The 26,121-nt window shown below is 61.2% G+C and carries 26 protein-coding genes and 1 other RNA gene; 22 read left to right on the forward strand and 5 right to left on the reverse strand.

Annotated elements, in window-relative coordinates:
• Positions 1-181 precede the first annotated feature (181 nt).
• Complete coding sequence (locus AACY45_RS24165) at positions 182-1,222, reverse strand: NADP(H)-dependent aldo-keto reductase (protein WP_339547795.1); 1,041 nt, start codon at positions 1,220-1,222, stop codon at positions 182-184.
• Positions 1,223-1,467: 245 nt separating this feature from the next.
• On the opposite strand from AACY45_RS24165, the gene rplM reads away from it, so the two are divergent.
• From rplM to AACY45_RS24200, 7 genes are all read left to right on the forward strand, one after another.
• Positions 1,468-1,896 carry a 50S ribosomal protein L13 gene (gene rplM, locus AACY45_RS24170; RefSeq protein ID WP_007905295.1) on the forward strand — a complete coding sequence of 143 codons (429 nt, stop codon included), beginning with the start codon at positions 1,468-1,470 and terminating at the stop codon, positions 1,894-1,896.
• A gap of 14 nt (positions 1,897-1,910) precedes the next feature.
• Positions 1,911-2,303, forward strand: coding sequence for a 30S ribosomal protein S9 (rpsI, locus tag AACY45_RS24175; RefSeq protein ID WP_003205364.1), 393 nt, complete (start codon positions 1,911-1,913; stop codon positions 2,301-2,303).
• 252 nt (positions 2,304-2,555) lie between these two features.
• A complete protein-coding gene (petA, locus tag AACY45_RS24180) occupies positions 2,556-3,149 on the forward strand; it encodes a ubiquinol-cytochrome c reductase iron-sulfur subunit (protein WP_095168952.1) in 594 nt (197 codons plus the stop codon).
• Positions 3,149-4,360: a cytochrome b gene (locus tag AACY45_RS24185; protein ID WP_095168951.1), complete on the forward strand. Its 1,212-nt coding sequence runs from the start codon at positions 3,149-3,151 to the stop codon at positions 4,358-4,360. Before petA ends, AACY45_RS24185 begins: the two co-directional genes overlap by 1 nt.
• Positions 4,360-5,142, forward strand: a complete 783-nt coding sequence (locus AACY45_RS24190) for a cytochrome c1 (protein WP_339547798.1) — start codon at positions 4,360-4,362, stop codon at positions 5,140-5,142. The genes AACY45_RS24185 and AACY45_RS24190 overlap by 1 nt, the downstream gene beginning before the upstream one ends.
• A 150-nt stretch (positions 5,143-5,292) precedes the next feature.
• On the forward strand, positions 5,293-5,910 hold the full coding sequence (locus tag AACY45_RS24195; RefSeq protein ID WP_339547799.1) for a glutathione S-transferase N-terminal domain-containing protein: 618 nt from the start codon (positions 5,293-5,295) through the stop codon (positions 5,908-5,910).
• A gap of 16 nt (positions 5,911-5,926) precedes the next feature.
• Positions 5,927-6,340, forward strand: coding sequence for a ClpXP protease specificity-enhancing factor (locus tag AACY45_RS24200; protein WP_095168948.1), 414 nt, complete (start codon positions 5,927-5,929; stop codon positions 6,338-6,340).
• 122 nt (positions 6,341-6,462) lie between these two features.
• Here the strand turns inward: AACY45_RS24200 and AACY45_RS24205 are convergent, their stop codons facing one another.
• The 4 genes from AACY45_RS24205 to AACY45_RS24220 all read right to left on the reverse strand — a co-directional run bounded on the left by AACY45_RS24205 (position 6,463) and on the right by AACY45_RS24220 (position 9,906).
• Entirely contained in the window at positions 6,463-7,041 is a 579-nt protein-coding gene (locus AACY45_RS24205; protein WP_095168947.1) for a BON domain-containing protein, read from the reverse strand.
• A complete protein-coding gene (locus AACY45_RS24210; protein WP_007904374.1) occupies positions 7,038-7,631 on the reverse strand; it encodes a phosphoheptose isomerase in 594 nt (197 codons plus the stop codon). Before AACY45_RS24210 ends, AACY45_RS24205 begins: the two co-directional genes overlap by 4 nt.
• A 101-nt stretch (positions 7,632-7,732) precedes the next feature.
• Positions 7,733-8,095 (reverse strand): YraN family protein, encoded by a 363-nt coding sequence (locus AACY45_RS24215; protein ID WP_339547800.1) that lies wholly within the window; start codon positions 8,093-8,095, stop codon positions 7,733-7,735.
• Positions 8,095-9,906 carry a penicillin-binding protein activator gene (locus AACY45_RS24220; protein WP_339547802.1) on the reverse strand — a complete coding sequence of 604 codons (1,812 nt, stop codon included), beginning with the start codon at positions 9,904-9,906 and terminating at the stop codon, positions 8,095-8,097. Before AACY45_RS24220 ends, AACY45_RS24215 begins: the two co-directional genes overlap by 1 nt.
• A gap of 209 nt (positions 9,907-10,115) precedes the next feature.
• Between AACY45_RS24220 and rsmI the strand changes: the two genes are divergently transcribed.
• The 15 genes from rsmI (at position 10,116) to AACY45_RS24295 (ending at position 26,107) form a co-directional block, all read left to right on the forward strand.
• Positions 10,116-10,988 carry a 16S rRNA (cytidine(1402)-2'-O)-methyltransferase gene (gene rsmI / locus AACY45_RS24225; RefSeq protein WP_339547803.1) on the forward strand — a complete coding sequence of 291 codons (873 nt, stop codon included), beginning with the start codon at positions 10,116-10,118 and terminating at the stop codon, positions 10,986-10,988.
• Between the two features lie 75 nt (positions 10,989-11,063).
• An RNA gene (gene rnpB, locus AACY45_RS24230) (RNase P RNA component class A) lies at positions 11,064-11,417 on the forward strand.
• 453 nt (positions 11,418-11,870) lie between these two features.
• The gene (mraZ, locus tag AACY45_RS24235; RefSeq protein ID WP_019693566.1) at positions 11,871-12,326 is read left to right on the forward strand and encodes a division/cell wall cluster transcriptional repressor MraZ; all 456 of its coding nucleotides are present in this window, start codon (positions 11,871-11,873) and stop codon (positions 12,324-12,326) included.
• Positions 12,323-13,270, forward strand: a complete 948-nt coding sequence (gene rsmH, locus AACY45_RS24240) for a 16S rRNA (cytosine(1402)-N(4))-methyltransferase RsmH (RefSeq protein ID WP_445261219.1) — start codon at positions 12,323-12,325, stop codon at positions 13,268-13,270. Before mraZ ends, rsmH begins: the two co-directional genes overlap by 4 nt.
• The gene (gene ftsL / locus AACY45_RS24245) at positions 13,267-13,560 is read left to right on the forward strand and encodes a cell division protein FtsL (protein WP_095168944.1); all 294 of its coding nucleotides are present in this window, start codon (positions 13,267-13,269) and stop codon (positions 13,558-13,560) included. Before rsmH ends, ftsL begins: the two co-directional genes overlap by 4 nt.
• Complete coding sequence (locus AACY45_RS24250; protein ID WP_339547854.1) at positions 13,560-15,299, forward strand: peptidoglycan D,D-transpeptidase FtsI family protein; 1,740 nt, start codon at positions 13,560-13,562, stop codon at positions 15,297-15,299. The genes ftsL and AACY45_RS24250 overlap by 1 nt, the downstream gene beginning before the upstream one ends.
• Positions 15,299-16,762, forward strand: a complete 1,464-nt coding sequence (locus AACY45_RS24255) for a UDP-N-acetylmuramoyl-L-alanyl-D-glutamate--2,6-diaminopimelate ligase (protein WP_339547806.1) — start codon at positions 15,299-15,301, stop codon at positions 16,760-16,762. Before AACY45_RS24250 ends, AACY45_RS24255 begins: the two co-directional genes overlap by 1 nt.
• Positions 16,755-18,122 (forward strand): UDP-N-acetylmuramoyl-tripeptide--D-alanyl-D-alanine ligase, encoded by a 1,368-nt coding sequence (locus AACY45_RS24260; protein ID WP_339547807.1) that lies wholly within the window; start codon positions 16,755-16,757, stop codon positions 18,120-18,122. The genes AACY45_RS24255 and AACY45_RS24260 overlap by 8 nt, the downstream gene beginning before the upstream one ends.
• Positions 18,122-19,204, forward strand: coding sequence for a phospho-N-acetylmuramoyl-pentapeptide-transferase (mraY, locus tag AACY45_RS24265; protein ID WP_095168940.1), 1,083 nt, complete (start codon positions 18,122-18,124; stop codon positions 19,202-19,204). The genes AACY45_RS24260 and mraY overlap by 1 nt, the downstream gene beginning before the upstream one ends.
• 5 nt (positions 19,205-19,209) lie before the next feature.
• A complete protein-coding gene (gene murD / locus AACY45_RS24270; protein ID WP_339547810.1) occupies positions 19,210-20,556 on the forward strand; it encodes a UDP-N-acetylmuramoyl-L-alanine--D-glutamate ligase in 1,347 nt (448 codons plus the stop codon).
• Positions 20,553-21,770 (forward strand): putative lipid II flippase FtsW, encoded by a 1,218-nt coding sequence (gene ftsW, locus AACY45_RS24275; protein ID WP_095168938.1) that lies wholly within the window; start codon positions 20,553-20,555, stop codon positions 21,768-21,770. Before murD ends, ftsW begins: the two co-directional genes overlap by 4 nt.
• The gene (gene murG, locus AACY45_RS24280; RefSeq protein ID WP_339547811.1) at positions 21,760-22,830 is read left to right on the forward strand and encodes an undecaprenyldiphospho-muramoylpentapeptide beta-N-acetylglucosaminyltransferase; all 1,071 of its coding nucleotides are present in this window, start codon (positions 21,760-21,762) and stop codon (positions 22,828-22,830) included. Before ftsW ends, murG begins: the two co-directional genes overlap by 11 nt.
• Complete coding sequence (murC, locus tag AACY45_RS24285) at positions 22,823-24,283, forward strand: UDP-N-acetylmuramate--L-alanine ligase (protein WP_339547813.1); 1,461 nt, start codon at positions 22,823-22,825, stop codon at positions 24,281-24,283. The genes murG and murC overlap by 8 nt, the downstream gene beginning before the upstream one ends.
• A complete protein-coding gene (locus AACY45_RS24290) occupies positions 24,280-25,236 on the forward strand; it encodes a D-alanine--D-alanine ligase (RefSeq protein WP_339547815.1) in 957 nt (318 codons plus the stop codon). The genes murC and AACY45_RS24290 overlap by 4 nt, the downstream gene beginning before the upstream one ends.
• A gap of 4 nt (positions 25,237-25,240) precedes the next feature.
• The gene (locus AACY45_RS24295; protein ID WP_095168934.1) at positions 25,241-26,107 is read left to right on the forward strand and encodes a cell division protein FtsQ/DivIB; all 867 of its coding nucleotides are present in this window, start codon (positions 25,241-25,243) and stop codon (positions 26,105-26,107) included.
• The last annotated feature ends 14 nt before the right edge of the window (positions 26,108-26,121 follow it).

Consider the following 26,121-nt stretch of genomic DNA (forward strand, 5'->3'; position numbering starts at 1 on the left):
GAAAGGAGTTTTTACCCAGGTCGATGGCGGCGATAGCTACGTTGTTCATGAGAATGGTCTCCGATGGGCCCCTTGCGAAAGCTTAGTGAGCTATCGCAAGGGGCGGTGGGGGTAACCATTTCATTAGGTACGATGTGATCCTTGTGGGAGCGGCGGTGCGACGATTGGGTCTAAAGGCCGATCAAGGCGCCGGGTTCGGGTGATCCTTGTGGATCGCCTCGATGCCCGCCAGCACGTCATCCGACAGTTTCAGGTCGAAGCTGGCGAGGTTGCTATCCAGTTGCTCCAGGGTCGTGGCGCCGATGATGTTGCTGGTGACGAACGGTTGCTGGGTGACGAAGGCCAGGGCCATTTGGGCCGGGTCCAGGCCGTGCTCACGGGCCAGCGCGACATAACGGCTGCAGGCTGCTTCCGATTGCGGGTTGAAATAGCGACTGAAGCGGCTGTAGAGGCTCAGGCGGCCTGTTGCCGGGCGCGCGCCACCTTCGTACTTGCCTGACAGGAAGCCGAACGCTAGCGGCGAGTAGGCGAGCAGACCGCATTGTTCGCGAATGGCGATTTCCGCCAGGCCCACTTCAAAGCAGCGGTTGAGCAGGTTGTAGGGGTTCTGGATGGTCACCGCACGTGGCCAGCCACGGGTTTGGGCGAGGGCGAGAAAGCGCATGGTGCCCCATGGGGTTTCGTTGGACAGGCCAATGTGACGGATCTTGCCGGCTTTGACCTGTTCATCCAGGGCCTCAAGGGTATCCTCCAGCGGCGTCAGGTTGACTTCGCTCTTGTGCTTGTAGCCCAGTTGGCCAAAAAAATTGGTGCTGCGCTCTGGCCAGTGCAGTTGGTAGAGGTCGATCCAGTCGGTCTGCAGGCGCTTGAGGCTGGCGTCCAGGGCCTGGACGATGTGTTCGCGGTTGTGCTTGAGGTGACCATCGCGAATATAGTCGATGGTATTGCCGGGACCGGCGATCTTGCTGGCCAGGATCCAGTCGGCGCGGTCGCCGCGGCTCTTGAAGTAGTTGCCGATGTAGCGTTCGGTGCTGGCGTAGGTTTCTGCCTTCGGCGGGACCGGGTACATCTCGGCGGTGTCGATGAAATTGATCCCGGCGCTCTTGGCTCGTTCGATCTGTGCGAAGGCCTCTGCCTCGCTGTTTTGCTCACCCCAGGTCATGGTTCCGAGGCAGATGGCGCTCACATTCAGATCGGTGCGGCCTAGCTGGCGATAGTCCATCGGGTGCTCCCTTGGCAAAACAATCATAAAAGCAGGTTGAAAATTTTTTCGCAATCTGCATAATTGCGCACCTCTTTCTGCAGTGGAAGTGATGCGCCGCCGCCGAAGAATCTTGCCGTTGAACGGACGCGCCGACCCGAGCCCCCGATAGCGTCTGTACCCGGCTGCCTTTGACTTGTCAAAGTACGCACTATTCAGTAAGATCCGCCGTCTAATTTACAGGGCGGCCCCTGAGGCTATAAAGAATGAAAACTTTTACTGCTAAACCGGAAACAGTACAGCGCGACTGGTTTGTCGTCGACGCTGCAGGTCAGACCCTGGGTCGTCTGGCCACCGAAATCGCGAGCCGTCTGCGTGGCAAGCATAAAGCTGAGTACACTCCTCACGTTGACACCGGTGACTACATCGTCGTTATCAACGCTGAGCAGATTCGTGTAACCGGTGCTAAAACCACCGACAAAATCTACTACTCCCACTCCGGTTTCCCGGGCGGCATCAAGTCGATCAACTTCGAAAAGCTGATCGCTAAAGCCCCTGAGCGCGTGATCGAGACCGCGGTTAAAGGCATGCTGCCTAAGAACCCACTGGGTCGCGACATGTATCGTAAGCTGAAAGTCTATGCGGGCGCTGTTCACCCTCATACTGCTCAGCAGCCCCAAGAACTGAAGTTTTAACGGAATAGTTCATTATGTCGGCGACTCAAAATTACGGCACTGGCCGTCGCAAGACCGCAACCGCACGCGTTTTCCTGCGTCCGGGCACTGGTAACATCTCCATCAACAACCGTTCCCTGGATAATTTCTTCGGTCGCGAAACTGCCCGCATGGTAGTTCGTCAGCCGCTGGAATTGACTGAGACTGTCGAGAAGTTCGACATCTACGTCACCGTGATCGGTGGTGGTGTAAGTGGTCAAGCTGGCGCAATCCGCCACGGTATCACTCGCGCTCTGATGGATTACGACGAAACTCTGCGCGGTGCACTGCGTAAAGCTGGCTTCGTAACCCGTGACGCGCGTGAAGTTGAACGTAAGAAAGTTGGTCTGCGTAAAGCGCGTAAGCGTCCGCAGTACTCGAAGCGTTAATTCGCTTTCGCGTTCAAAGCGCCCAGTCTCCTCGCGGAGCTGGGCGTTTTTTATGGGCGGTGTTTTTTGGTGTGACAACTTGCCACATCCGCAGAGGCCCTATACTACAAGGCTTGGCGCTACCCGAGGGTGGTAATTACCTTGTCAGAATTGGGGCTTTTCATTACCATTCTGCAAAATTTTTATAAGTTCAGATTTTTACTTAGTAGATGCCTGATTTAACAGGCCACAAAGCTGATGGGAGAGGACTGGATGAGCAATGACGGCGTGAATACAGGCCGGCGTCGCTTCTTGGTAGCAGCCACATCCGTGGTGGGTGCTGCAGGAGCGGTGGGGGCTGCGGTCCCGTTCGTGGGGTCGTGGTTTCCCAGTGCCAAGGCGAAAGCCGCAGGTGCACCGGTGAAAGTGAATGTCAGCAAAATCGAGCCAGGTCAGCAAATGATTGCCGAATGGCGCGGTCAGCCGGTATTCATCGTCCGCCGTACCCAGGAGATTCTGGGGAACCTGACGAAGATCGAGGGGGATCTCTCCGATCCGGACTCCAAGGCCTCGGTGCAACCGACCTACGTGGATCCCAAGACGCGTTCGATCAAGCCTGAAGTGCTGCTGCTGATCGGTATCTGCACGCACCTGGGCTGTTCACCGACCTTCCGTCCAGAAGTGGCGCCGGCCGACCTCGGTCCAAAATGGGTGGGCGGCTACTTCTGCCCTTGCCATGGCTCCCACTACGACCTGGCTGGCCGTGTCTTCAAATCGCAGCCTGCGCCTTTGAACCTGCCAGTTCCCCCGCATTCCTATGAGTCGGACGACATCATTGTCGTCGGCGTCGATACGGAGAACGCGTGATGAGCAAGTTCATGGATTGGGTTGATGCGCGCTTTCCTGCGACCAAGATGTGGGAAGACCATCTCAGCAAGTATTACGCTCCGAAGAACTTCAACTTCTTCTACTTCTTTGGCTCCCTGGCGCTGCTGGTTCTGGTTAACCAGATCGTAACCGGTGTCTGGTTGACCATGAGCTACACCCCGTCGGCGGAAGAAGCATTTGCCTCCGTCGAATACATCATGCGCGACGTCGAGTACGGCTCGATCCTGCGTCTGCTGCACTCCACCGGCGCTTCGGCGTTCTTCGTCGTGGTCTACCTGCACATGTTCCGTGGCCTGCTCTACGGCTCGTACCAGAAGCCACGTGAGCTGGTGTGGGTGTTCGGCATGCTGATCTACCTGGCCCTGATGGCGGAAGCCTTCATGGGTTACCTGCTGCCGTGGGGCCAGATGTCCTACTGGGGTGCCCAGGTGATCATCTCGCTGTTCGGTGCGATTCCGGTCATCGGCGACGACCTGACCCAGTGGATTCGTGGTGACTACCTGATTTCCGGGATTACCCTGAACCGCTTCTTCGCCTTGCACGTCGTGGCCTTGCCGATCGTCATTCTTGGCCTGGTGGTGCTGCACGTTCTGGCGCTGCACGAAGTGGGTTCGAACAACCCGGACGGCGTGGACATCAAGAAATACAAAGACGAAAACGGCGTACCGCTGGACGGCATTGCCTTCCACCCGTACTACACCGTGAAAGATATCGTCGGCGTGGTGGTGTTCCTGTTCATCTTCTGCTCGATCGTGTTCTTCTTCCCGGAAATGGGCGGTTACTTCCTCGAGAAGCCGAACTTCGAAGTGGCGAACGCCTTCAAGACCCCTGAGCACATCGCCCCGGTCTGGTACTTCACCCCGTTCTACGCGATCTTGCGTGCGGTTCCCGACAAGCTCCTGGGTGTTATCGCCATGGGTGCCGCGATTGCCGTGCTGTTCGTCCTGCCATGGCTTGACCGTAGCCCGGTCAAATCCATGCGCTACAAGGGCTGGATGAGCAAGATCTGGCTCTGGGTGTTCTGCATTTCGTTCGTGATCCTGGGTGTGTTGGGTGTGCTGGCGCCGACGCCAGGTCGTACGCTGCTGTCGCAGGTATGTACCTTCCTGTACTTCGCCTACTTCATTCTGATGCCGTTCTACACCCGGCTCGAGAAGACAAAACCGGTTCCGGAAAGGGTGACTGGCTGATGAAAAAGCTATTTGCTGTACTGATTCTTGCTGCTATGCCTGTGTTCTCGTTCGCATCTTCTGCGGGCGGTCCTGAGCTGGAAAAGGTCGACATCGACGTCTCCGATAAAGCGGCAATGCAAGATGGCGCGCGTACCTTCGCCAACTACTGCATGGGTTGCCACAGTGCCAAGTTCCAGCGCTATGAGCGCGTTGCCGACGACCTGGGGATTCCTCACGATCTGATGCTCAAGAACCTGGTGTTCACCGGCGCCAAGATCGGCGACCACATGAGCATCGGCATGCAGCCAGCAGACGCCAAGGCCTGGTTCGGCGCTGCGCCGCCTGACCTGACCCTGGTGGCGCGCGTGCGTGGCACTGACTGGCTCTACGGTTACCTGAAGTCGTTCTACGAAGACCCGTCGCGTCCTTGGGGCGTGAACAACAAGGTGTTCCCGAACGTCGGCATGCCCAACGTGCTGGTTGGCCTGCAAGGTCGCCAGGTCGTAGGCTGCAAGCAGGTGCCGATCGTCGAAGACGGCAAGAAGCAATATGATCCGCTGACCGGTACGCCGCTGACTCATGAAGCGTGCGATCAGTTGACCATCGTGCCGAAGTCCGGTGCCCTGACCGAAGAGCAGTTCGATGAGAAGGTCAAGAATCTGGTAACCTTCCTCGCTTACTCGGCTAACCCGGTTAAGCTGGAGCATCAGCGCATTGGTACCTACGTACTGTTGTACCTGGCGTTCTTCTTCGTATTCGCTTACTTGCTCAAGCGCGAATACTGGAAAGATGTGCATTGATTTAGCTTCAAGCATTTGCTGTTAATCGCGCGCGCCCAAGGGCGTCTCTGTAAACGTAACGGGTCTGGTCATCCAGGCGTTACGGGAGACGCCCTCTGGGCGCGCTCGTTTTTCCGCTTTCGATAATTTCAACAAGCGAGGAGGACCGCCATGGGCGTGACCAACCGGTTGGCCTGTTACTCCGACCCCGCCGACCACTATTCCCACCGAGTGCGAATCGTACTGGCAGAGAAGGGTGTCAGCGCCGAGATCATCAGCGTGGAGGCGGGCCGTCAGCCGCCTAAACTGATCGAAGTGAACCCTTACGGCAGCTTGCCCACCCTGGTCGATCGTGACCTGGCGTTGTGGGAGTCGACCGTGGTGATGGAATACCTGGATGAGCGTTATCCCCATCCACCTTTGCTGCCGGTTTATCCTGTGGCGCGGGCCAATAGTCGCCTGCTGATCCATCGCATCCAGCGTGACTGGTGTGGCCTGGTGGATCTGATCCTGGATTCACGGAGCAAGGAGTCGGCGCGCGTGCAGGCACGCAAGGAACTGCGAGAGAGCCTCACGGGTGTCTCGCCGTTGTTCGCCGACAAGCCGTTTTTCCTCAGTGAGGAACAAAGCCTGGTGGATTGCTGCCTACTACCCATACTCTGGCGTTTGCCGATTCTGGGTATTGAACTGCCGCGGCCGGCCAAGCCGCTGCTTGATTATATGGAGCGCCAGTTTGCGCGTGAGGCATTCCAGGCGAGTCTGTCTGGTGTCGAACGCGATATGCGCTAAGGCTTAAGGAGCCGCTATGAACTCCAGTCGTCCTTATCTCGTCCGTGCGCTCTATGAGTGGATTGTCGATAACGATTGCACCCCGCACATGCTGGTCAACTCCGAGTTTCCTTCGGTGCAGGTGCCGCAGGGTTTTGCCAGTGACGGACAGATTGTCCTGAACGTTTCGCCCGCTGCCGTGCGTCATCTGCACATGGATAACGATGCAGTGAGCTTTGAGGGGCGCTTCGGTGGTGTGCCGCACACCCTGTACGTGCCTATCGCTGCGATCCTGGGTATTTACGCCCGGGAGAATGGCCAGGGTATGGTATTTGACTTGGAGTCGCCGGTAGAGGGCGAGGACGAGTTCGAGCCCGAAGACGATCTGCCGCCACCCGACAACGAGCCGCCGCGCCCTAGCGGACGGCCAAGCTTGAAGGTGGTGAAGTAATAAAAAAGGCGATCCGAATGGATCGCCTTTTTTATTGCTGTAGGAGCCGGGCGTGCTCGCGATGGCCATTTCACAATCGCCATCGCCATCGCCGACAAGCCGTGCGCCTGCAGGGGGGAGTATCAGTCAATGTACTCAAACAGCTTCACGATCTTCTGTACCCCGGAAACGCCCTGCACCAGATTGGTGGCCTGGGCCGCTTCCTGCTTGGTCAGCAGGCCCAGCAGGTAGACGATGCCGTTTTCGGTCACGACCTTGATGCGCGAACCGGGAATGCTGGCGTCGGTGAGCATCTGGGTCTTGATCTTGGTGGTCAGCCAGGCGTCGTTGTTGCGCGCCAGCAGCGACGAGGGCTGCATCACCTGCAGTTCGTTGTGTACTGTCTTGACCCGCTGCACAGCGGCAGCGGCCTGCTCGGCCTGGGCCTTGAGGTCGGCGCGGGGCGTTTGCCCGGCCAGCAGCACCACGCCATTGAAGCTGGTGACGACGATGTGCGATTGGGTGTCTAGGTCCGGGTTGGCCTTGGCCACGTTCACGCCGACCTTGGTTTCGATCAGCGAGTCGTCGATCTTGCTGCCGAAGGTGCGGGTGCCGCGGTCATCTTGAATGGGGCTTTCACGGCTGGCGTTCACCACCGAGGTGCATCCGCTGATGCCGAGGCACAGGGTCAGGGCCAGTAGGCCTAGGCGATTAGGGGTCATTCTTCACTCCCGAACAATTGGCTGTCGATCAAGTCACAGAGGCAGTGGATCGCCAGCAGGTGAACTTCCTGAATGCGTGCGGTGACGTTGGCCGGTACGCGAATCTCCACGTCTTCGGGCAACAGCAGCGACGCCATGCCGCCGCCATCGCGACCGGTCAATGCTACGACAATCATTTCGCGATCATGTGCGGCCTGGATCGCTTGAATTATGTTGGCCGAGTTGCCGCTGGTGGAAATCGCCAGCAGGACGTCACCGGGCTGGCCGAGCGCGCGGATCTGTTTGGAGAAGATTTCGTTGTAGCTGTAGTCGTTGGCGATCGAGGTGATCGTCGAGCTGTCGGTGGTCAGGGCGATGGCCGGCAGACTGGGGCGCTCGCGCTCGAAGCGGTTGAGCAGTTCGGAGGAGAAGTGCTGTGCGTCACCGGCCGAACCGCCATTGCCACACGAGAGCATTTTGCCTTCGTTGAGCAGGGCGTTGACCATCACTTGGCTGGCTTGCTCGATGTGCGGTGCAAGTACGTCCATCGCCTGTTGCTTGGTATCGATACTGGCCTGAAAAAGCTGGCGAATTCGGGATTGCATGTCCATCTGTGTGACCTTAAGTGGCGCGGCCTGGTGGCACAGCAATGTGCGGCCCGCAAAGCAAAGAGCAAAAGTGTTGGGTGAAAAACGGTCCTGCCCGAGAGCGCTCAGCTATCAAAGGCATTCCGTATCCAGTTCAGATGCGCTGCAGTGTTGTCTATGGCAACCACATCAAAACGGCAGGGGGAGTCGGCCCAGCGTGACTCGCTCTGCAGGAAATACTGCGCGGCGAGTATCAGTTTTTGACGCTTGCGCGCATCGATACTGCCGAGCGCGCCACCCCATTGGGTGTTTTGTCTGTAGCGGACTTCGACGAATACTACTGTATCGCCGTCAAGCATGACCAGATCAAGCTCGCCGCGTTTACACAACCAGTTCTGCGCCAGCAAGCGCAGTCCCTGTTGCTGGAGATGCTGGAGCGCCTGGCTTTCAGCATCTCGACCGCTTTGCTGGCGTGACCTGTCGGGCATCAGCGCGGGGTATCCGGCAGACGTTGAACCTGGCCGTTGACGAACTGCGCCCAAGGCAACTGGCGTTGAACCCGTTGTGTCGGGCTCATGCTCAGGTTGCCCGACTGGCCTTCGATGGTGCTGTCCGGCAGGGCCTTGAGTTGACCCAGGCGTGGGGCCAGGCGGTAGGCGTCGACGCCCATGGCGTACAGGCGGCCCAGGCTGCTATTGGCTTGTGGCCATTGTGCGGTCACTTGCTGGCGCAACGGGTCGCTGGTGTTAAGCAGCCACGGGGTTTCGCAAAAGCGCACGCCGTTCATGTCGTTGTACTGGTTCTGGTCGCCGCTGGCGCTGTACACGTGGGAGGTGGCATAGACGGGCACGTCACCGGCGTACTGGAAGTTCAGGGTGGGCTTGATCTGTTGCGCTTGTTGCGGGGTCGAGGCAAGGAAAATGAACTCGATGTCCTGGCGGCGTGCCGGTTGTGCTGCGATCTGCGAGCCTACGGTGCTTTGCAGGCTCTTGGCGCGACCTTCGCTCTGGCGCAGTTGGAACAGGTCGGCGATCTGTTGGGCCAGTTGCACGGGTTGGTCGACGCGTTCGACGCCGATGATGGTGCCGCCATTGCCTTGCCAGTCTTGACTAAAGGCCTTGAGGACACGGTCGCCCCATTCGCCTTTGGGGACCAGTACCGCAGCGCGATGCAGGCCATCGGCACGGGCACGACGGGATACTTCGCGCGCCTCGTCCTCGGCTGCCAGGCCGAACTGGAACAGTTGGGCCGGGCCTTGGTCGCCTTCGCTGTAGTTCAGTGCCAGGGTGGTAATCGGCAGCTGAGGGCGGGCGTTGAGTTGTTTGACCAGGGGTTTTTCCAGTGGCCCGACTACAAGTTGTACGCCATCGGCTTGGGCCTTGCGATAGAAGTCGTCCAGCGAGGTCAGGCGCGCGCTGTCATAGAACTCGATGGCTGGCGGGTTCTGGCCGGCCTGTTGGGCCTGGTAGTGAGCAGCCATGAAGCCTTCGCGCAACGCCTTGGCCACCGAGGCCAGCGGGCCTTCCTGGGGCAGCAGCAGGGCGATCTTGCCCAGCGGTTGGCTGGCCAGTTGCTTGAGTTGGGTCAGTGGCAGTGGCAACTGCAGGGCGGCCGGGTGTTTCGGATGCTGGGCCTTCCAGGTGTCGATGGCGGCCTGTTGCAGTTCCAGGGTGCCGGCGGTTTTCACCGCCACGGCCAGGCTCATCCAGCCACCGAGTACATCGTCGGTGATCGGTTGCAACTGGTCGGTGGGCAGCGAGGCGATCAGTGCCCAGATCGCCTCGTGGTTCTTGCTCGCGGCCTCACCTTCGAGCATCGGCGCGATGGCGATCCGCTCGCGGGCGGCGGCCAGGGTTTGGCCATCGGCTTCGAGCGCGCGGGCACGTACGGTGCTGGTGCGGACCTGCTGCTCGTCTGGCAATTCGCTCAGGCGCTGCAGGCTCGGGTGGCTCAAGGCAGTCAGTGCGGCCTTGGGCTGGTTGCGGGTCATCGCCAGTTCGGCGGCCAGGGTGCTGGCATAGACCTGCTGGCCCGGTTTGAGCGTGTCCAGCGGAACCTGTTGCAGGATTTGCGCGGACTGGCCGGCGTTACCCTGGCGATAAGCCAGGTCGGCCGCGCTCAGGCGCAGCAGGGCAGCCTTTTCCGGATTGCTACTGGTGGCAGCCTGTTCGAGCAATTGCTCGATACTGGCATCGGCCGTCCGTGGAAGGTCGCCAAGGCTGGACGAGGGCGAGCTGGCGCAAGCCGCCAACAGGGCAGCGAGGCAGAGGGCAGTGAACAGCCGCAGGCAAGCGATCATGTAAGTGTTCCTGATACTCGATCAAATTAGCGTGGAATTGTACCCAAGCACTGGCCGGGGCGCGATGTTACTGGCGTGAATCGTGCAATTTAGGTCGTGTAAATGTTGCCGGGCTCACGAAAAGGTAGTGCGACCTGATGACAGTGGTGCGCATCCAGCAGGCATCTACGCGCTACAATGGCGCTTTTACCGATCATGAGGTGTGCGCTTTGACTGCTCCAGGTGCTTTGAATTCCGCTGCTGGCTCGCTTTATGTGGTGGCGACGCCCATCGGCAACCTGGATGACATCAGTGCCCGCGCGCTGAAAATCTTGCGCGAGGTGGCGCTGATCGCCGCCGAAGACACCCGTCACTCCCTGCGTTTGCTGCAGCACTTCGGTATCGTGACCCCCCTGGCGGCCTGTCACGAACATAACGAGCGCGATGAGGGCAGTCGCTTCATCACGCGGTTGCTGGCCGGTGACAATGTCGCGCTGATTTCCGATGCCGGCACGCCGCTGATCTCCGATCCGGGTTATCACTTGGTACGCCAGGCACGCGCTGCCGGTATCAATGTAGTCCCGGTTCCCGGGGCGTGCGCACTGATCGCCGCATTGTCGGCAGCGGGGCTGCCGTCCGACCGTTTCATCTTCGAAGGTTTCCTGCCGGCCAAGGCCGTTGGTCGGCGCGCGCGCCTGGAGTCCATTAAGGAAGAGCCGCGGACCCTGATCTTCTATGAGGCGCCTCACCGGATCCTCGAATGCCTGCAGGACATGGAGCTGGTGTTCGGCCCTGAACGACCAGCGTTGCTGGCGCGCGAGCTGACCAAGACCTTCGAGACCCTCAAGGGCCTGCCTCTGGCCGAACTGCGCGGGTTCGTCGAGGGCGACAGCAATCAGCAGCGTGGCGAGTGTGTGGTGCTGGTGGCGGGTTGGACCGCGCCGGAGACTGAGGATGCCGTCAGCAGCGAGGCCATGCGCATCCTCAATCTGTTGCTCGAGGAGATGCCGCTCAAACGTGCCGCGGCGTTGGCGGCGCAAATTACCGGCGAGCGCAAGAATGTGCTCTATCAAGTGGCCCTGGAAAAACAGAAGGGCGAGTAAAAACGGGGTCTGCAGAGCGGCAAAAGGCTTTTATTGCTTGTTCTTCGGGCGCTGTGCCGTTAACCTTCGCGGCGGAGAGTCGATTGGACAGTCGCTGCCCTCTATGAAAATTAGGGGGGGGAGGAAAGTCCGGGCTCCATAGGGCGAAGTGCCAGGTAATGCCTGGGAGGCGTGAGCCTACGGAAAGTGCCACAGAAAATAACCGCCTAAGCACTTCGGTGCCGGTAAGGGTGAAAAGGTGCGGTAAGAGCGCACCGCACGACTGGCAACAGTTCGTGGCTAGGTAAACCCCACTTGGAGCAAGACCAAATAGGGTCCCAAGGCGTGGCCCGCGCTGGGACCGGGTAGGTTGCTAAAGGTGTCCAGTGATGGCCATCGTAGACGAATGACTGTTCAAGACAGAACCCGGCTTACAGATCGACTCTCCACCTTTTTTCGCTTTTGTGCTTGAATCGCCGGCACAGGGGCTTGGTATTATCGGTTCGCCGCCCGCAGTATGTTGTGGGCATGTGTTAATTGATGTCGATATGCCACCATCTCGTTAGACCCCTTAGTAGAGGCGCGCGTGTAGTAGCAATTACCCACCCTGCTGAATCAATAGCAGAAGCGCTTTTGTAATACCGAAAAAATCTTACTCTTAACAAATTACTTTAACTTCTGAATGTAGCCTCCTGCGCTGCTTCAAGTTATTGAGCTCAGTCATCCGCCAAATACTCGTAACCCCTTCTTTTGTACCGCTAAATCTCCGATCTGTAAGGGTTTTCCTTTACTGCGCGCCTTGACGGTGCGGTAGGCGCATTCCTATAGTGTGCGCAAGTGGCGGAAAGTGGCATGAAGTGGGTTTTTTGAGCGTAAAACGCTAGAATTTGGAGAAACGCTGACGTGTTTCGCGGAGCTAACGCTATCAGTCTCGATGCAAAAGGCCGTCTCGCCATGCCGAGCCGGTATCGTGACGAGTTGGTTTCGCGTAGTTCCGGGCAGCTGATCGTGACCATTGATGCGGTTGATCCTTGTTTGTGTGTTTATCCCCTCGATGAGTGGGAGCTGATTGAAACCAAACTGCGCGCACTGCCTTCGCTTCGCGAAGAGAACCGTCGCCTGCAACGTTTGCTGATTGGTAATGCCGTCGACCTCGAGCTCGACGGCAGTGGTCGTTTTCTGGTTCCACCGCGTCTGCGTGAATATGCCAAGTTGGATAAGCGCGCGATGTTGGTAGGCCAACTGAACAAGTTCCAATTGTGGGACGAGGATGCCTGGGATGCAGTGTCTGCTGCTGACCTGGCTGCTATTCAACAACCGGGCGCCATGCCTGATGAACTGCGTGATTTGATCCTGTGACTATTGATAGCGGCTTTAACCACATCACCGTGCTGCTTGACGAAGCCGTCGAGGCTCTCGCCGTACGCCCTGATGGTTGCTATCTCGATGGCACGTTCGGGCGCGGCGGCCATAGCCGCCTGATACTCAGCCAGCTCGGTCCTGATGGCCGGTTGCTGGGGTTTGACAAAGATCCTCAAGCGATTGCCACCGGGCAAACGCTAGCGGCCGAAGACGGCCGCTTTGTCGTTGTACAGCGCAGCTTTGCCGAACTGGGTTCGGAAGTTGCCGAGCGCGGCCTGGCCGGCAAGGTCAGCGGTGTGCTGCTCGACCTGGGCGTGTCTTCGCCCCAGCTCGACGACCCTGAGCGTGGCTTCAGCTTCCTCAATGATGGTCCCCTGGACATGCGCATGGACCCGTCCCGCGGGATCAGTGCTGCCGAGTTCGTCAATACCGCGCCCGTCGAAGAAATTGCCCGGGTGTTCAAGGAATACGGCGAAGAGCGTTTCTCCGGGCGCATGGCCCGTGCCGTGGCCGAGCGCCGCGACATCAAGCCGTTCGAGCGCACCGGCGACCTGGCAGAAGTCCTGAAAGTTGCCAATCCAGCGTGGGAAAAGGGTAAGAACCCAGCTACCCGTGCCTTCCAGGGCCTGCGTATCCACGTTAATAATGAACTGGGCGATCTCGAAACCGGCCTTGAAGCAGCGCTCGAAGCGCTGGAAATCGGTGGCCGCCTGGTGGTGATCAGCTTCCACTCCCTGGAAGACCGCATCGTCAAACTGTTCATGCGCAAACTGGTCAAGGGTGAAACCGACAACCTGCCGCGCAACCTGCCGGTACGTTTCGAAGCCTTTGTGCCGAAAATCAAAGTCCATGGCAAAGCGCAGTTCGCCGGCGAAGCCGAACTCAAAGCCAACCCACGTTCCCGTAGCGCCGTCATGCGTGTCGCGGAGAAGCTGCGGTGAGCAAGCTTTTCGCCAAGCCTCTTCCAGGCGGCAGCTTTATCATGCTGCTGCTGTTTATCGGCGTGCTGGTTTCCGCGATCGCGGTGTCCTACAGCGCCCACTGGAATCGGCAACTACTCAACTCGCTGTACGGCGAGTTGAGTGTGCGTGACAAGGCGCAGGCAGAGTGGGGGCGGTTGATTCTCGAACAGAGCACCTGGACCGCCCACAGTCGCATTGAAGTGCTGGCCACCGAACAACTGAAGATGCGCATTCCCGGCGCGGCAGAAGTGCGGATGGTGGCGCCATGATGAAACTCGAGGGGGCACTCTTTCCGTGGCGGTTTCGCTTGGTCGTGGGCTTGCTCGGGATCATGGTGGCGGCGATTGCCTGGCGCATCATTGACCTGCAAGTGGTCGACCGTGCCTTCCTCAAGGGCCAGGGCGACGCGCGCAGTGTCCGGCACATCCCGATTCCGGCACACCGCGGCCTGATCACCGACCGCAACGGTGAGCCCCTGGCGGTCAGTACCCCGGTCACCACCCTGTGGGCCAACGCCAAGGAAATGCAGGGTGCCAAGGACCGCTGGCCGGCCCTGGCTGCCGCCCTGGGCCAGGACCCGCGTGCGCTGGCCGAGCGCCTGGAAGCCCAGGCCAATAAAGAATTCATCTACCTGGTGCGCGGCCTGACGCCGGAGCAAGGCCAGGTGGTGCTCGACCTGAAAGTGCCAGGCGTCTATGGCATCGAAGAGTTCCGGCGCTTCTACCCGGCCGGCGAAGTCACCGCCCACATGGTTGGCTTTACCGATATCGACGACCATGGCCGCGAAGGTGTGGAGCTGGCCTATGACGAATGGCTGGCCGGGGTCCCCGGTAAACGCCAGGTCATCAAGGACCGGCGCGGTAGACTGATCAAAGATGTCCAAGTCACCAAAAACGCCAAGGCCGGCAAGCCCTTGGCGTTGTCGATTGACCTGCGCCTGCAATACCTGGCCAACCGCGAACTGCGCAACGCGATCATCGAGAACGGCGCCAAGGCTGGCAGCCTGGTGATCATGGACGTCAAGTCCGGCGAGATCCTGGCCATGGTCAACCAGCCGACCTACAACCCGAACAACCGTCGCAACCTGCAGCCAGCGATGATGCGCAACCGTGCGATGATCGACGTGTTCGAGCCCGGCTCGACCATGAAGGCCATTTCCATGAGTGCCGCGCTGGAAACCGGGCGCTGGAAGCCGAGCGACCGGGTCGAGGTCTATCCGGGCACCCTGCAACTGGGCAAGTACACCATTCGTGACGTGTCCAAGAGCGAAGGCCCGGTGCTCGACCTGACCGGCATCCTGATCAACTCCAGTAACGTGGGCATGAGCAAGATTGCCTTCGACATCGGCGGCGAGACGATTTTCCGCCTGGCACAGAAAATCGGCCTGGGCCAGGACACCGGTCTCGGTTTCCCGGGCGAGCGCGTCGGCAACCTGCCTAACTACCGCGAGTGGCGCAAAGCCGAGACGGCCACGCTGTCGTACGGTTACGGTCTGTCGGTAACTGCGATCCAACTGGTCCACGCGTTCTCGGCATTGGCCAACAATGGCCGTATCGCGCCCCTGACCCTGGTCAAGACCGACAAGCTGCCGCAAACCACCCAGGTGATTCCGGAAGACGTCGCCAAGACCATGCAGGTCATGCTGCAGCAAGTGATCGAGGCGCCGCGCGGAGTGTTCCGCGCGCAGGTTCCGGCCTATCACGTGGCCGGCAAGTCCGGTACTGCGCGTAAGACCTCCGCAGGGCTGAAGGGCTATGCGGTCAACTCCTACCGCTCGCTGTTTGCCGGTTTCGGCCCGATGAGCGACCCGCGTTTTGCCATCGTGGTGGTGATCGATGAACCGAGCAAGGCCGGCTACTTCGGTGGTCTGGTTTCGGCTCCGGTGTTCAGTAAAGTGATGTCGGGCACCCTGCGCCTGATGAACATCTCGCCGGACAACCTGCCGCCCACCCAACAAGCCAATGCCACCCCGGCGATCCCACTCAAAGCCAACGGAGGGCGCGGCTGATGTCTCTGAGCCTGAACAAGATTTTCGCCCACGCCGGCCGCGACCTGTTGATTCGCGAACTGGCCCTGGACAGCCGCAATGTGCGCGCCGGGGACCTGTTCCTGGCAGTGCCGGGCGGCAAGTTCGATGGCCGTGCCCATATCGCCGATGCCCTGCAACGCGGTGCGGCAGCAGTGGCCTATGAAGTCGAAGGCGCGACCGTCCTGCCGATTACCGATGTACCGTTGATTCCAGTCAAAGGCCTGGCCGCGCAACTGTCGGACATCGCCGGGCGCTTTTACGGCGAACCAAGCCGTCATCTGAACCTGGTGGGTGTCACCGGCACCAATGGCAAAACCAGCGTGACCCAGTTGGTTGCCCAGGCCCTGGACTTGCTCGGCCAGCATTGCGGCATCGTCGGTACCCTGGGCAGTGGTTTCTACGGCGCGCTGCAAAGCGGCCTGCACACCACCCCCAACCCGATCGACATGCAAGCCACCCTGGCCGACCTGAAAAAGGCCGGTGCCAAGGCGGTGGCCATGGAAGTTTCCTCCCACGGTCTGGATCAGGGCCGCGTCAGCGCGCTGGCCTTCGACGTGGCGGTGATGACCAACCTGTCCCGCGATCACCTGGACTATCACGGCACCATGCAGGCCTATGGTGAAGCCAAGGCCAAGCTGTTCGCCTGGAATGACCTGAAGTGCCGGGTGGTCAACCTCGACGACGAATTCGGTCGGCAACTGGCTGCTGACAAGGGCGAATCACGCCTGATCACCTATAGCCTGGAAGACGCCAGCGCCTACCTGTATTGCCGCGAAGCCCAGTTCGACGACGAGGGCGTGCGTGCCACGCTGGTGACGCCTCAGGGCGAACACCACTTGCGCAGTGCCTTGCTCGGTCGCTTCAACCTGAGCAATGTGCTGGCAGCGGTCGGCGCCTTGCTCGGCCTGGACTACGCGCTGGACGAAATCCTCCGTGTGCTGCCCAAACTCGAAGGCCCGGCCGGTCGCATGCAGCGCCTGGGTGGCGGCTCGCAGCCATTGGTGGTGGTCGACTACGCCCATACCCCCGATGCCCTGGAAAAAGTCTTGATGGCCCTGCGTCCGCACGCCAAGGGACAGTTGTTGTGCCTGTTCGGCTGTGGCGGCGATCGCGATCGCGGCAAGCGTCCGCTGATGGCTGAAGTGGTCGAGCGCCTGGCTGATGGCGTGCTGGTGACCGATGACAACCCGCGCAGCGAAGACCCGCAGCAGATTTTCGCCGACATCCGCGCCGGTTTCCGCGCGGTGGATAACGTGCGTTTTGTCGCCGGCCGTGGCCAGGCGATTGCCGAAATCGTTGCGGGCGCCAGCGCCGATGACGTGATTGTCCTGGCCGGCAAAGGCCATGAGGACTATCAGGAAATCAATGGCCAGCGCCAAGCCTTCTCTGACCTGGTAGAGGCCGATCGCGCCTTGACCGCCTGGGAGGTGACCCATGCTTAAGCCCCTGCAACTGAGCGAAGTGGCGGGTCCACTGGGTGGCCGTCTGGTCAGCACCGACAGCCGCTTCGAGGGCGTGAGCATCGACAGCCGGGCCATCGCGCCGGGCCAGTTGTTCGTGGCCCTGGCCGGCCCGCGTTTCGACGGCCATGACTACCTCAATGAAGTGGCCGGCAAAGGTGCGGTCGCCGCCCTGGTCGAGCGCGAAGTGGCCAACGCCACCTTGCCGCAACTGCTGGTCAAGGACACGCGTCAGGCCCTGGGTCAACTGGGCGCCCTGAACCGTGCAGCCTTTACCAAGTCGGTCGCGGCGATCACCGGCTCCAGCGGCAAGACCACGGTCAAGGAAATGCTCGCGAGCATCCTGCGCACCCGCGGCCCCGTACTGGCGACCCGTGGCAACCTGAACAACGACCTCGGTGTGCCCCTGACCCTGCTGGAACTGGCGACCGAGCACAGTGCCGCGGTGATCGAGCTGGGGGCTTCGCGGATCGGCGAAATCGCCTACACCGTGGCCATGACCAAGCCCCACGTGGCCGTACTCAACAACGCCGGGACCGCCCACGTCGGCGAGTTCGGCGGGCCGGAAAAAATCGTCGAGGCCAAGGGTGAAATTCTCGAAGGGCTGGACGCCGATGGCGTCGCCGTACTGAACCTGGACGACAAGGCCTTCGCCATCTGGAAGGCTCGTGCAGCCGGTCGCCAGGTGCTGAGCTTCGCTCTGCTCGACAATCAGGCCGACTTCCATGCCAGCGACCTGGGCCGCGACGCACGGGGCTGTCCGTCCTTCAAACTGCACAGTCCACTGGGTGTCGAGCACGTCCAGTTGAACCTGCTGGGCACCCACAACGTGGCCAACGCCCTGGCGGCTGCCGCTGCCGCCCATGCCCTCGGGGTGTCGCTGTTCGGCATCGTTACCGGCCTCAACGCCGTGCAACCGGTCAAGGGGCGCGCGGTGGCGCAACTGGCGAGCAATGGCCTGCGGGTCATTGATGATTCTTACAACGCAAACCCCACCTCGATGTGCGCGGCGGTTGATATACTTGCCGGCTTTTCCGGCCGCACCGTCCTGGTGCTCGGAGATATCGGCGAGTTGGGCGAGTGGGCGGAGCAGGGGCACCGCGAAGTTGGCGCGTATGCCAACGGCAAGGTGTCTGCACTTTACGCCGTGGGGCCGTTGATGGCGCATGCCGTCGCCGCCTTCGGTGAGCAGGCTCGTCACTTTGCCACTCAGGCTGACCTGATTGCGGCGCTGGGCGCCGAACACGATTCAACCACCACTATTTTGATCAAGGGCTCGCGCAGTGCTGCGATGGAAAACGTCGTTGCGGCTCTGTGCGGTTCGAGCGGGGAGAAACATTAATGCTGCTGCTGCTAGCGGAGTATCTGCAACAGTTCTACAAAGGCTTCGCGGTCTTCCAGTACCTGACCCTGCGCGGGATTCTGGGTGTGCTGACCGCGCTGTCGCTGTCGCTGTGCTTCGGGCCGTGGATGATCCGCACCCTGCAGAATCGTCAGATCGGCCAATCGGTACGTAACGATGGGCCGCAATCGCACCTGTCCAAGTCCGGCACCCCGACCATGGGTGGCGCGCTGATCCTGTCCGCCATCGGTGTCAGTACCCTGCTGTGGGCCGACCTGACCAACCGTTATGTCTGGGTTGTGTTGCTGGTGACCCTGCTGTTCGGTGCCATCGGCTGGGTCGACGACTACCGCAAGGTCATCGAGAAGAACTCTCGTGGCTTGCCGAGTCGCTGGAAGTACTTCTGGCAGTCGGTGTTTGGCCTGGGCGCGGCGATCTTCCTTTATATGACCGCCGCCAGCCCGGTGGAGACCACCCTGATCCTGCCGATGCTCAAGGACTACAGCATTCCCTTGGGTGCCGGCTTCATCGTCCTGACCTACTTCGTGATCGTCGGCTCCAGCAACGCCGTCAACCTGACCGACGGCCTCGACGGCCTGGCGATCATGCCGACCGTGATGGTCGGCGGCGCCCTGGGGATCTTCTGCTACCTGTCGGGTAACGTGAAATTCGCCGAATACCTGTTGATCCCTTATGTCCCAGGCGCCGGTGAATTGATTGTGTTCTGCGGCGCGCTGATCGGTGCCGGCCTGGGTTTCCTGTGGTTCAACACCTACCCGGCGCAAGTGTTCATGGGCGACGTCGGCGCATTGGCGCTGGGCGCGGCCCTGGGCACCATCGCGGTGATCGTGCGCCAGGAAATCGTGCTGTTCATCATGGGCGGCGTGTTCGTGATGGAAACCCTGTCGGTGGTGATCCAGGTCGCGTCCTTCAAGCTGACCGGTCGCCGGGTGTTTCGCATGGCGCCGATCCACCACCACTTTGAACTCAAGGGCTGGCCCGAGCCACGCGTGATCGTCCGTTTCTGGATCATCACCGTGATTCTCGTGCTGTTCGGCCTTGCCACCCTGAAGCTGAGGTAGAACGAGTGTCTCTGATCGCTTCTGACCACTTCCGCATCGTTGTCGGCCTCGGCAAGAGCGGCATGTCCCTGGTTCGCTTCCTGGCGAACCGGGGCGTGGCGTTTGCTGTGGCGGACACGCGGGAAAATCCACCGGAGCTGGTCACGCTGCGCCGTGACTACCCGCACGTGGAAGTGCGTTGTGGCGAGCTGGATGTCGAGTTCCTGTGCCGTGCCGACGAGCTCTACGTGAGCCCCGGCCTGGCGCTGGCCACTCCAGCCCTGCAGGCGGCGGCTGCCCGTGGTGTGAAATTGTCCGGTGATATCGAGCTGTTCGCGCGTAACGCGAAAGCGCCGATCGTCGCCATCAGCGGCTCCAACGCCAAGAGCACCGTGACCACCCTGGTCGGCGACATGGCGGCAGCGGCCGGCAAGCGGGTGGCCGTGGGCGGCAACCTGGGTACGCCGGCGCTCGACCTGCTGCGCGACGACATCGAGCTGTATGTAATGGAGTTGTCCAGCTTCCAGCTCGAAACCACCGACCACCTGGGCGCTGAAGTGGCCACCGTGCTCAACGTCAGCGAAGACCACATGGACCGCTACAGCGGCCTGCCGGCCTACCACCTGGCCAAGCACCGGATCTTCCGCGGCGCGCGACAAGTGGTGGTCAACCGCCAGGACGCCCTGAGCCGGCCGTTGATGGGGGAGGCCCTGCCGTGCTGGACCTTCGGCCTGGGCAAACCGGACTTCAAGGCCTTTGGTCTGCGTGAAGAGAATGGCGAGAAATACCTGGCCTTCGAATTCACCAACCTGATGCCGGTGCGCGAGCTGAAAATCCGTGGCGCCCACAACCAGTCCAACGCCCTCGCGGCCTTGGCGCTGGGGCACGCCGTGGGCCTGCCGTTCGACGCCATGCTCGCCACCCTGCGCACTTTCGCCGGCCTGGAGCACCGCTGCCAGTGGGTGCGTGACTTGGACGGCGTGAGCTACTACAACGACTCCAAGGCCACCAACGTCGGTGCCGCGCTGGCGGCCATCGAAGGCCTGGGCGCCGACATCGACGGCAAGCTGGTGCTGATTGCCGGCGGTGATGGCAAGGGTGCCGAATTCAAGGACCTGCGTGACCCGGTCGCGGCCAACTGCCGGGCGGTGGTGTTGATGGGCCGTGACAGCGAGCTGATCGGCCAGGCCATCGGCGACGGTGTCCCGCTGATTCGCGTCAACTCGCTGGTCGAAGCGGTCGCACAATGCCGCGCCGTGGCCCAGCCCGGTGATGCGGTGCTGCTGTCGCCGGCCTGCGCCAGTTTCGACATGTTCAAGAACTACGAAGAGCGTGGGCATCTGTTCGCCCAGGCCGTGGAGGACTTGGCATGAACCTGAGAAATATCATCAAGCCTTACCCGTCGCCGATCATTACCGGGCGCGGGATCGACCTCGACTTCCCGATGCTCGCCGGTTGCCTGGCGCTGATCGGCCTGGGGCTGGTGATGATTGCATCGGCCTCCACCGAAGTGGCGGCCGTGCAGTCGGGCAGCGCCCTGTATTACATGATTCGTCACCTGATCTACGTCCTGCTTGGCCTCGGGGCCTGCATCGTCACCATGATGATTCCTATCGCCACCTGGCAACGCTTGGGCTGGCTGATGCTGATTGGCGCGTTCGGCCTGTTGGTGATGGTGATCATCCCGGGGATCGGCCGCGAAGTGAACGGCTCGATGCGCTGGATCGGCTTCAGCTTCTTCAACGTCCAACCTTCCGAGATTGCCAAGGTGTTCGTGGTGATCTACCTCGCCGGGTACCTGGTGCGCCGGCAGAAAGAAGTACGTGAAAGCTGGATGGGTTTCTTCAAGCCGTTCATCGTGCTGCTGCCGATGGCGGGCCTGTTGCTGATGGAGCCGGACTTCGGTGCCACCGTGGTCATGATGGGGGCGGCGGCAGCGATGCTGTTCCTCGGCGGGGTCGGGTTGTTCCGTTTCTCGCTGATGGTGGTCCTGGCCGTGGCGGCCGTGGTGCTGCTGATTCAAGTGCAGCCTTATCGAATGGCGCGCCTGACCAACTTTGCCGATCCGTGGGCCGACCAGTTCGGCGCCGGTTACCAACTGTCCCAGGCCCTGATTGCGTTTGGTCGCGGCGAGTGGCTGGGGGTCGGCCTGGGCAACAGCGTGCAGAAGCAGTTCTACCTGCCGGAAGCCCACACCGACTTCGTGTTCTCGGTGCTGGCCGAGGAGCTGGGCGCCATTGGCTCGCTGTGCACCGTCGCGCTGTTTACCTTTGTCTGCATCCGCGGCATGTACATCGGTTATTGGGCCGAGAAGTCCAAACAGTTCTTTGCCGCGTACATCGCCTATGGCTTGTCGTTCCTGTGGATCGGTCAGTTCCTGATCAACATCGGGGTGAACGTCGGCCTGCTGCCGACCAAGGGCCTGACCTTGCCGTTCCTCAGCTACGGCGGCAGTTCGCTGGTGATCTGCTGCGCGTGCCTGGGGCTGTTGCTGCGCATCGAGTGGGAGAGTCGGACCCACCTGGGCAGCGAAGAAATGGAATTCAAGGAGAGCGATTTTGCCGAGGAGCCAACCCATGGGCGCTAACGTGCTGATCATGGCGGGCGGCACCGGTGGCCACGTATTCCCGGCGCTGGCCTGTGCCCGCGAGTTCCAGGCGCGCGGCTACACCGTGCACTGGCTCGGCACGCCCCGTGGCATCGAAAACGAGCTGGTGCCCAATGCGGGCCTGCCGTTGCACCTGATCAACGTCAGCGGCTTGCGCGGCAAGAGCAAGTTGTCCCTGCTCAAGGCGCCCTTTGTGCTGCTCAAGGCGGTGTTCCAGGCGCGCGCGATCATTCGCCAGTTGAAGCCGGTATGCGTCCTTGGTTTTGGCGGGTATGTCACTGGTCCTGGTGGCGTAGCGGCCAGGCTGGCCGGCGTGCCGGTGATCGTCCACGAACAGAATGCCGTCGCCGGTACCGCCAATCGGTTGCTGGTGCCCTTGGCTGCGCGAGTCTGCGAAGCTTTCCCGGATACCTTTGCTGCCCGTGGCAGCCGGCGGACCACCGGTAACCCGGTGCGTGCTGAGTTGTTCCTCGATACCCCGCGCCCGGCCCTGGCCGGACGCCAGGCGCGTTTGCTGATCCTGGGCGGAAGCCTGGGGGCCGAACCCTTGAACAAATTGCTGCCTGAAGCCCTGTCGCAGGTTGCCGTCGAACTGCGCCCGGAAGTGTTCCACCAGGCTGGCAGAAACCACGATGAAGTGACTGCCGAGCGCTACCGCGCGGCCGGTGTCGAGGCGCAAGTGCAGCCGTTCATCAAAGACATGGCCCAAGCCTACGGCTGGGCCGACCTGGTGGTCTGTCGCGCAGGTGCGCTGACTGTCAGTGAGCTGGCTGCTGCCGGTCTGCCCTCGATGCTGGTGCCTCTGCCCCATGCGATCGACGATCACCAGACCCGCAATGCCGATTATTTGGCTCGTGAAGGCGCTGCCTTCCTGATGCCGCAAAGAACGACCGGCGCCGCAGAACTGGCTGCGCGCCTGACCGAGGTCCTGATGCAACCACAACGACTCAACGACATGGCTGGCGCAGCTCGTCGCCTGGCCAAACCGGATGCCACCCGTAACGTGGTCGATATCTGCCTGGAGGTGGTTCATGGTTGAGAATCAGAAAGCCATGCCGCAGCCGGAAATGCGCCGTATCCGTCGTATCCACTTCGTCGGCATCGGCGGTGTGGGCATGTGCGGGATTGCCGAAGTGTTGCTGAACCTGGGCTATGAAGTGTCCGGTTCCGACCTCAAGGCGTCCCCCGTGACCGAGCGCCTGGAATCCTTTGGCGCACAGATTTTCCTCGGCCACCGTGCCGAGAACGCGGCGAATGCCGATGTACTGGTGGTCTCCAGTGCCGTGAACACCTCCAACCCGGAAGTGGCGACCGCGCTCGAGCGGCGTATCCCGGTGGTGCCCCGTGCCGAGATGCTGGCCGAGCTGATGCGCTACCGCCACGGCATCGCCGTCGCCGGTACCCACGGCAAAACCACCACCACCAGCCTGATCGCCTCGGTGTTCGCCGCCGGTGGCCTGGACCCGACCTTCGTCATCGGTGGCCGCCTGAATGCGGCCGGCACCAATGCCCAGCTCGGCACCAGCCGCTACCTGATCGCCGAAGCCGATGAAAGCGACGCCAGCTTCCTGCACTTGCAGCCGCTGGTGGCCGTGGTCACCAACATCGACGCCGACCACATGGCGACCTACGACGGCGACTTCAACAAGTTGAAGAAAACCTTCGTCGAGTTCCTGCACAACCTGCCGTTCTACGGCCTGGCGGTGGTGTGCCTGGACGATCCGGTGGTTCGCGAGATCCTGCCACAGGTCAAGCGCCCAACCGTCACCTACGGTTTCAGCGAAGACGCCGACGTGCGGGCGATCAATGTTCGCCAGCAGGGCATGCAGACTTTCTTCACCGTGCTGCGCCCCGATCGCGAGCCGCTGGATGTCTCGGTGAACATGCCCGGCAACCACAACGTGCTCAACGCCCTGGCGACCATCTGCATCGCCACCGACGAAGGCGTCAGCGATGAAGCCATTGTCCAGGGCTTGTCGGGCTTTCAGGGTGTCGGTCGACGCTTCCAGGTCTACGGCGAGCTGCCGGTCGAAGGCGGCAGCGTGATGCTGGTGGACGACTACGGTCACCACCCCACTGAAGTGGCCGCGGTCATCCAGGCCGTGCGCGGTGGCTGGCCGGAGCGTCGCCTGGTGATGGTCTACCAGCCGCACCGCTACAGCCGCACCCGTGACCTGTACGACGACTTCGTCAATGTACTGGCCGACGCCAACGTGCTGCTGCTGATGGAAGTCTATCCGGCCGGCGAAGAGCCGATCCCGGGCGCCGACAGCCGCAAGCTGTGCAACAGCATTCGCCAGCGTGGCCAGCTTGACCCGATCTACATCGAGCGCGGCGTTGACCTCGCGCCGCTGGTCAAGCCGTTGCTGCGTGCTGGTGACATCCTTCTGTGCCAGGGCGCCGGTGATATCGGTGGCCTCGCACCCAAACTGTTGAAAAGTTCGTTGTTCGCAGGCGCTGTTGTCGCGCCTAGCGAGGGGAAGTTGAAATGACTGCAGCCTACGCCAACCTGTTCTCGACCATCGCCCCACAAGACTTCGGGCGTGTCGCCGTGCTGTTCGGCGGCAAGAGCGCCGAGCGCGAAGTGTCGCTCAAATCCGGCAACGCCGTCCTCGATGCCCTGCAGAGCGCCGGCGTAGATGCGTTCGGCATCGACGTCGGTGACGACTTCCTGCAACGCCTGCTCAATGAAAAAATCGACCGTGCGTTCATCATCCTCCACGGTCGGGGCGGTGAAGACGGCAGCATGCAAGGCCTGCTCGAATGCCTGGGCATTCCGTACACCGGCAGCGGCATCCTTGCCTCGGCCCTGGCCATGGACAAACTGCGCACCAAGCAGGTCTGGCACACCCTGGGTATTCCGACCCCGCGTCACGCCGTCCTGAGCAGCGAAGCCGATTGTATTTCGGCTGCGACGGAACTGGGCTTCCCTTTGATCGTCAAACCGGCGCATGAAGGTTCAAGTATCGGTATGGCCAAAGTGACATCAGCGTCTGAGTTGACCGACGCCTGGAAAGCGGCCAGTACCTACGACTCGCAAGTCTTGGTCGAACAATGGATTCAAGGTCCGGAGTTCACCATTGCCATGCTGCGCGACCAGGTGTTGCCGCCGATCGCTCTGGGGACGCCGCACACTTTCTACGACTACGACGCCAAGTACCTGGCTTCCGATACCCAGTACCGGATCCCGTGTGGCCTCGACAGTGCCAAGGAACAAGAGCTCATGGACCTTACGGCGAAAGCCTGTGAGGCGCTGGGTATCGCCGGTTGGGGACGGGCTGACGTGATGCAGGACGCCGAAGGGCAATTCTGGTTTCTCGAGGTCAACACCGCACCGGGCATGACCGATCACAGCCTGGTGCCGATGGCGGCCCGGGCAGCCGGCCTGGATTTCCAACAGTTGGTGTTGGCGATCCTGGCTGCAAGCATTGAGCCGCGAGGGTAAGTCCATGCAAGGCGCCCAGCTACGTCATCAGCCACCCGCACCCGGCCGCAAGCCGGTACCGCGGGGTGCCAGCCGAATGGTGGCCAAAGAGCCGATGTCGGTGCGCCTGCCGAAAGCCAATTTTGGTTTTCTCAAAGCGGTGTTCTGGCCGGTGCTGCTGGTGGCGTTGGGGTTTGGTACCTACGAGGGCGCGCAGCGCCTGATGCCTTACGCTGACCGGCCGATCACCAAGATCAACGTGCAGGGCGACTTGAGCTACATCAGCCAGCAAGCGGTGCAGCAGCGGATCGCCCCCTACGTGGCGGCGAGCTTCTTCACCATTGACCTGGCGAGCATGCGCACCGAACTGGAACAGATGCCCTGGATTGCCCACGCCGAGGTGCGTCGCGTCTGGCCTGACCAGGTGGTGATTCGCCTGGAAGAACAACTGCCCGTGGCCCGTTGGGGTGATGAGGCCCTGCTGAACAACCAGGGCCAGGCGTTTACCCCGCGTGAGCTGGCCAACTACGAACATTTGCCACAGTTGTTCGGTCCGCAGCGGGCCCAGCAGCAAGTGATGCAGCAGTATCAGGTGTTGAGCCAGATGCTTCGGCCCTTGGGTTTTTCCATTGCCCGGCTGGAGTTGCGTGAACGCGGCAGCTGGTTCCTGACCACAGGTGCCGGCAGTGCGGGGCCGGGGATCGAGTTGTTGTTGGGCCGCGGCAACCTGGTGGAAAAGATGCGCCGCTTCTTTGCCATCTACGACAAGACGCTTAAAGAACAGATTACGAACATTGCGCGCATCGACCTGCGTTATGCCAACGGCCTTGCCGTCGGCTGGCGGGAACCTGTAGCGCCCACGACGGCCCAACCCGCCGTCGCGAAGAATTGAGAAGAGGCAGGACC

The organism is Pseudomonas sp. RA_35y_Pfl2_P32 (genome assembly GCF_963970735.1).
In the GTDB taxonomy this organism is placed as follows: Bacteria; Pseudomonadota; Gammaproteobacteria; order Pseudomonadales; family Pseudomonadaceae; genus Aquipseudomonas.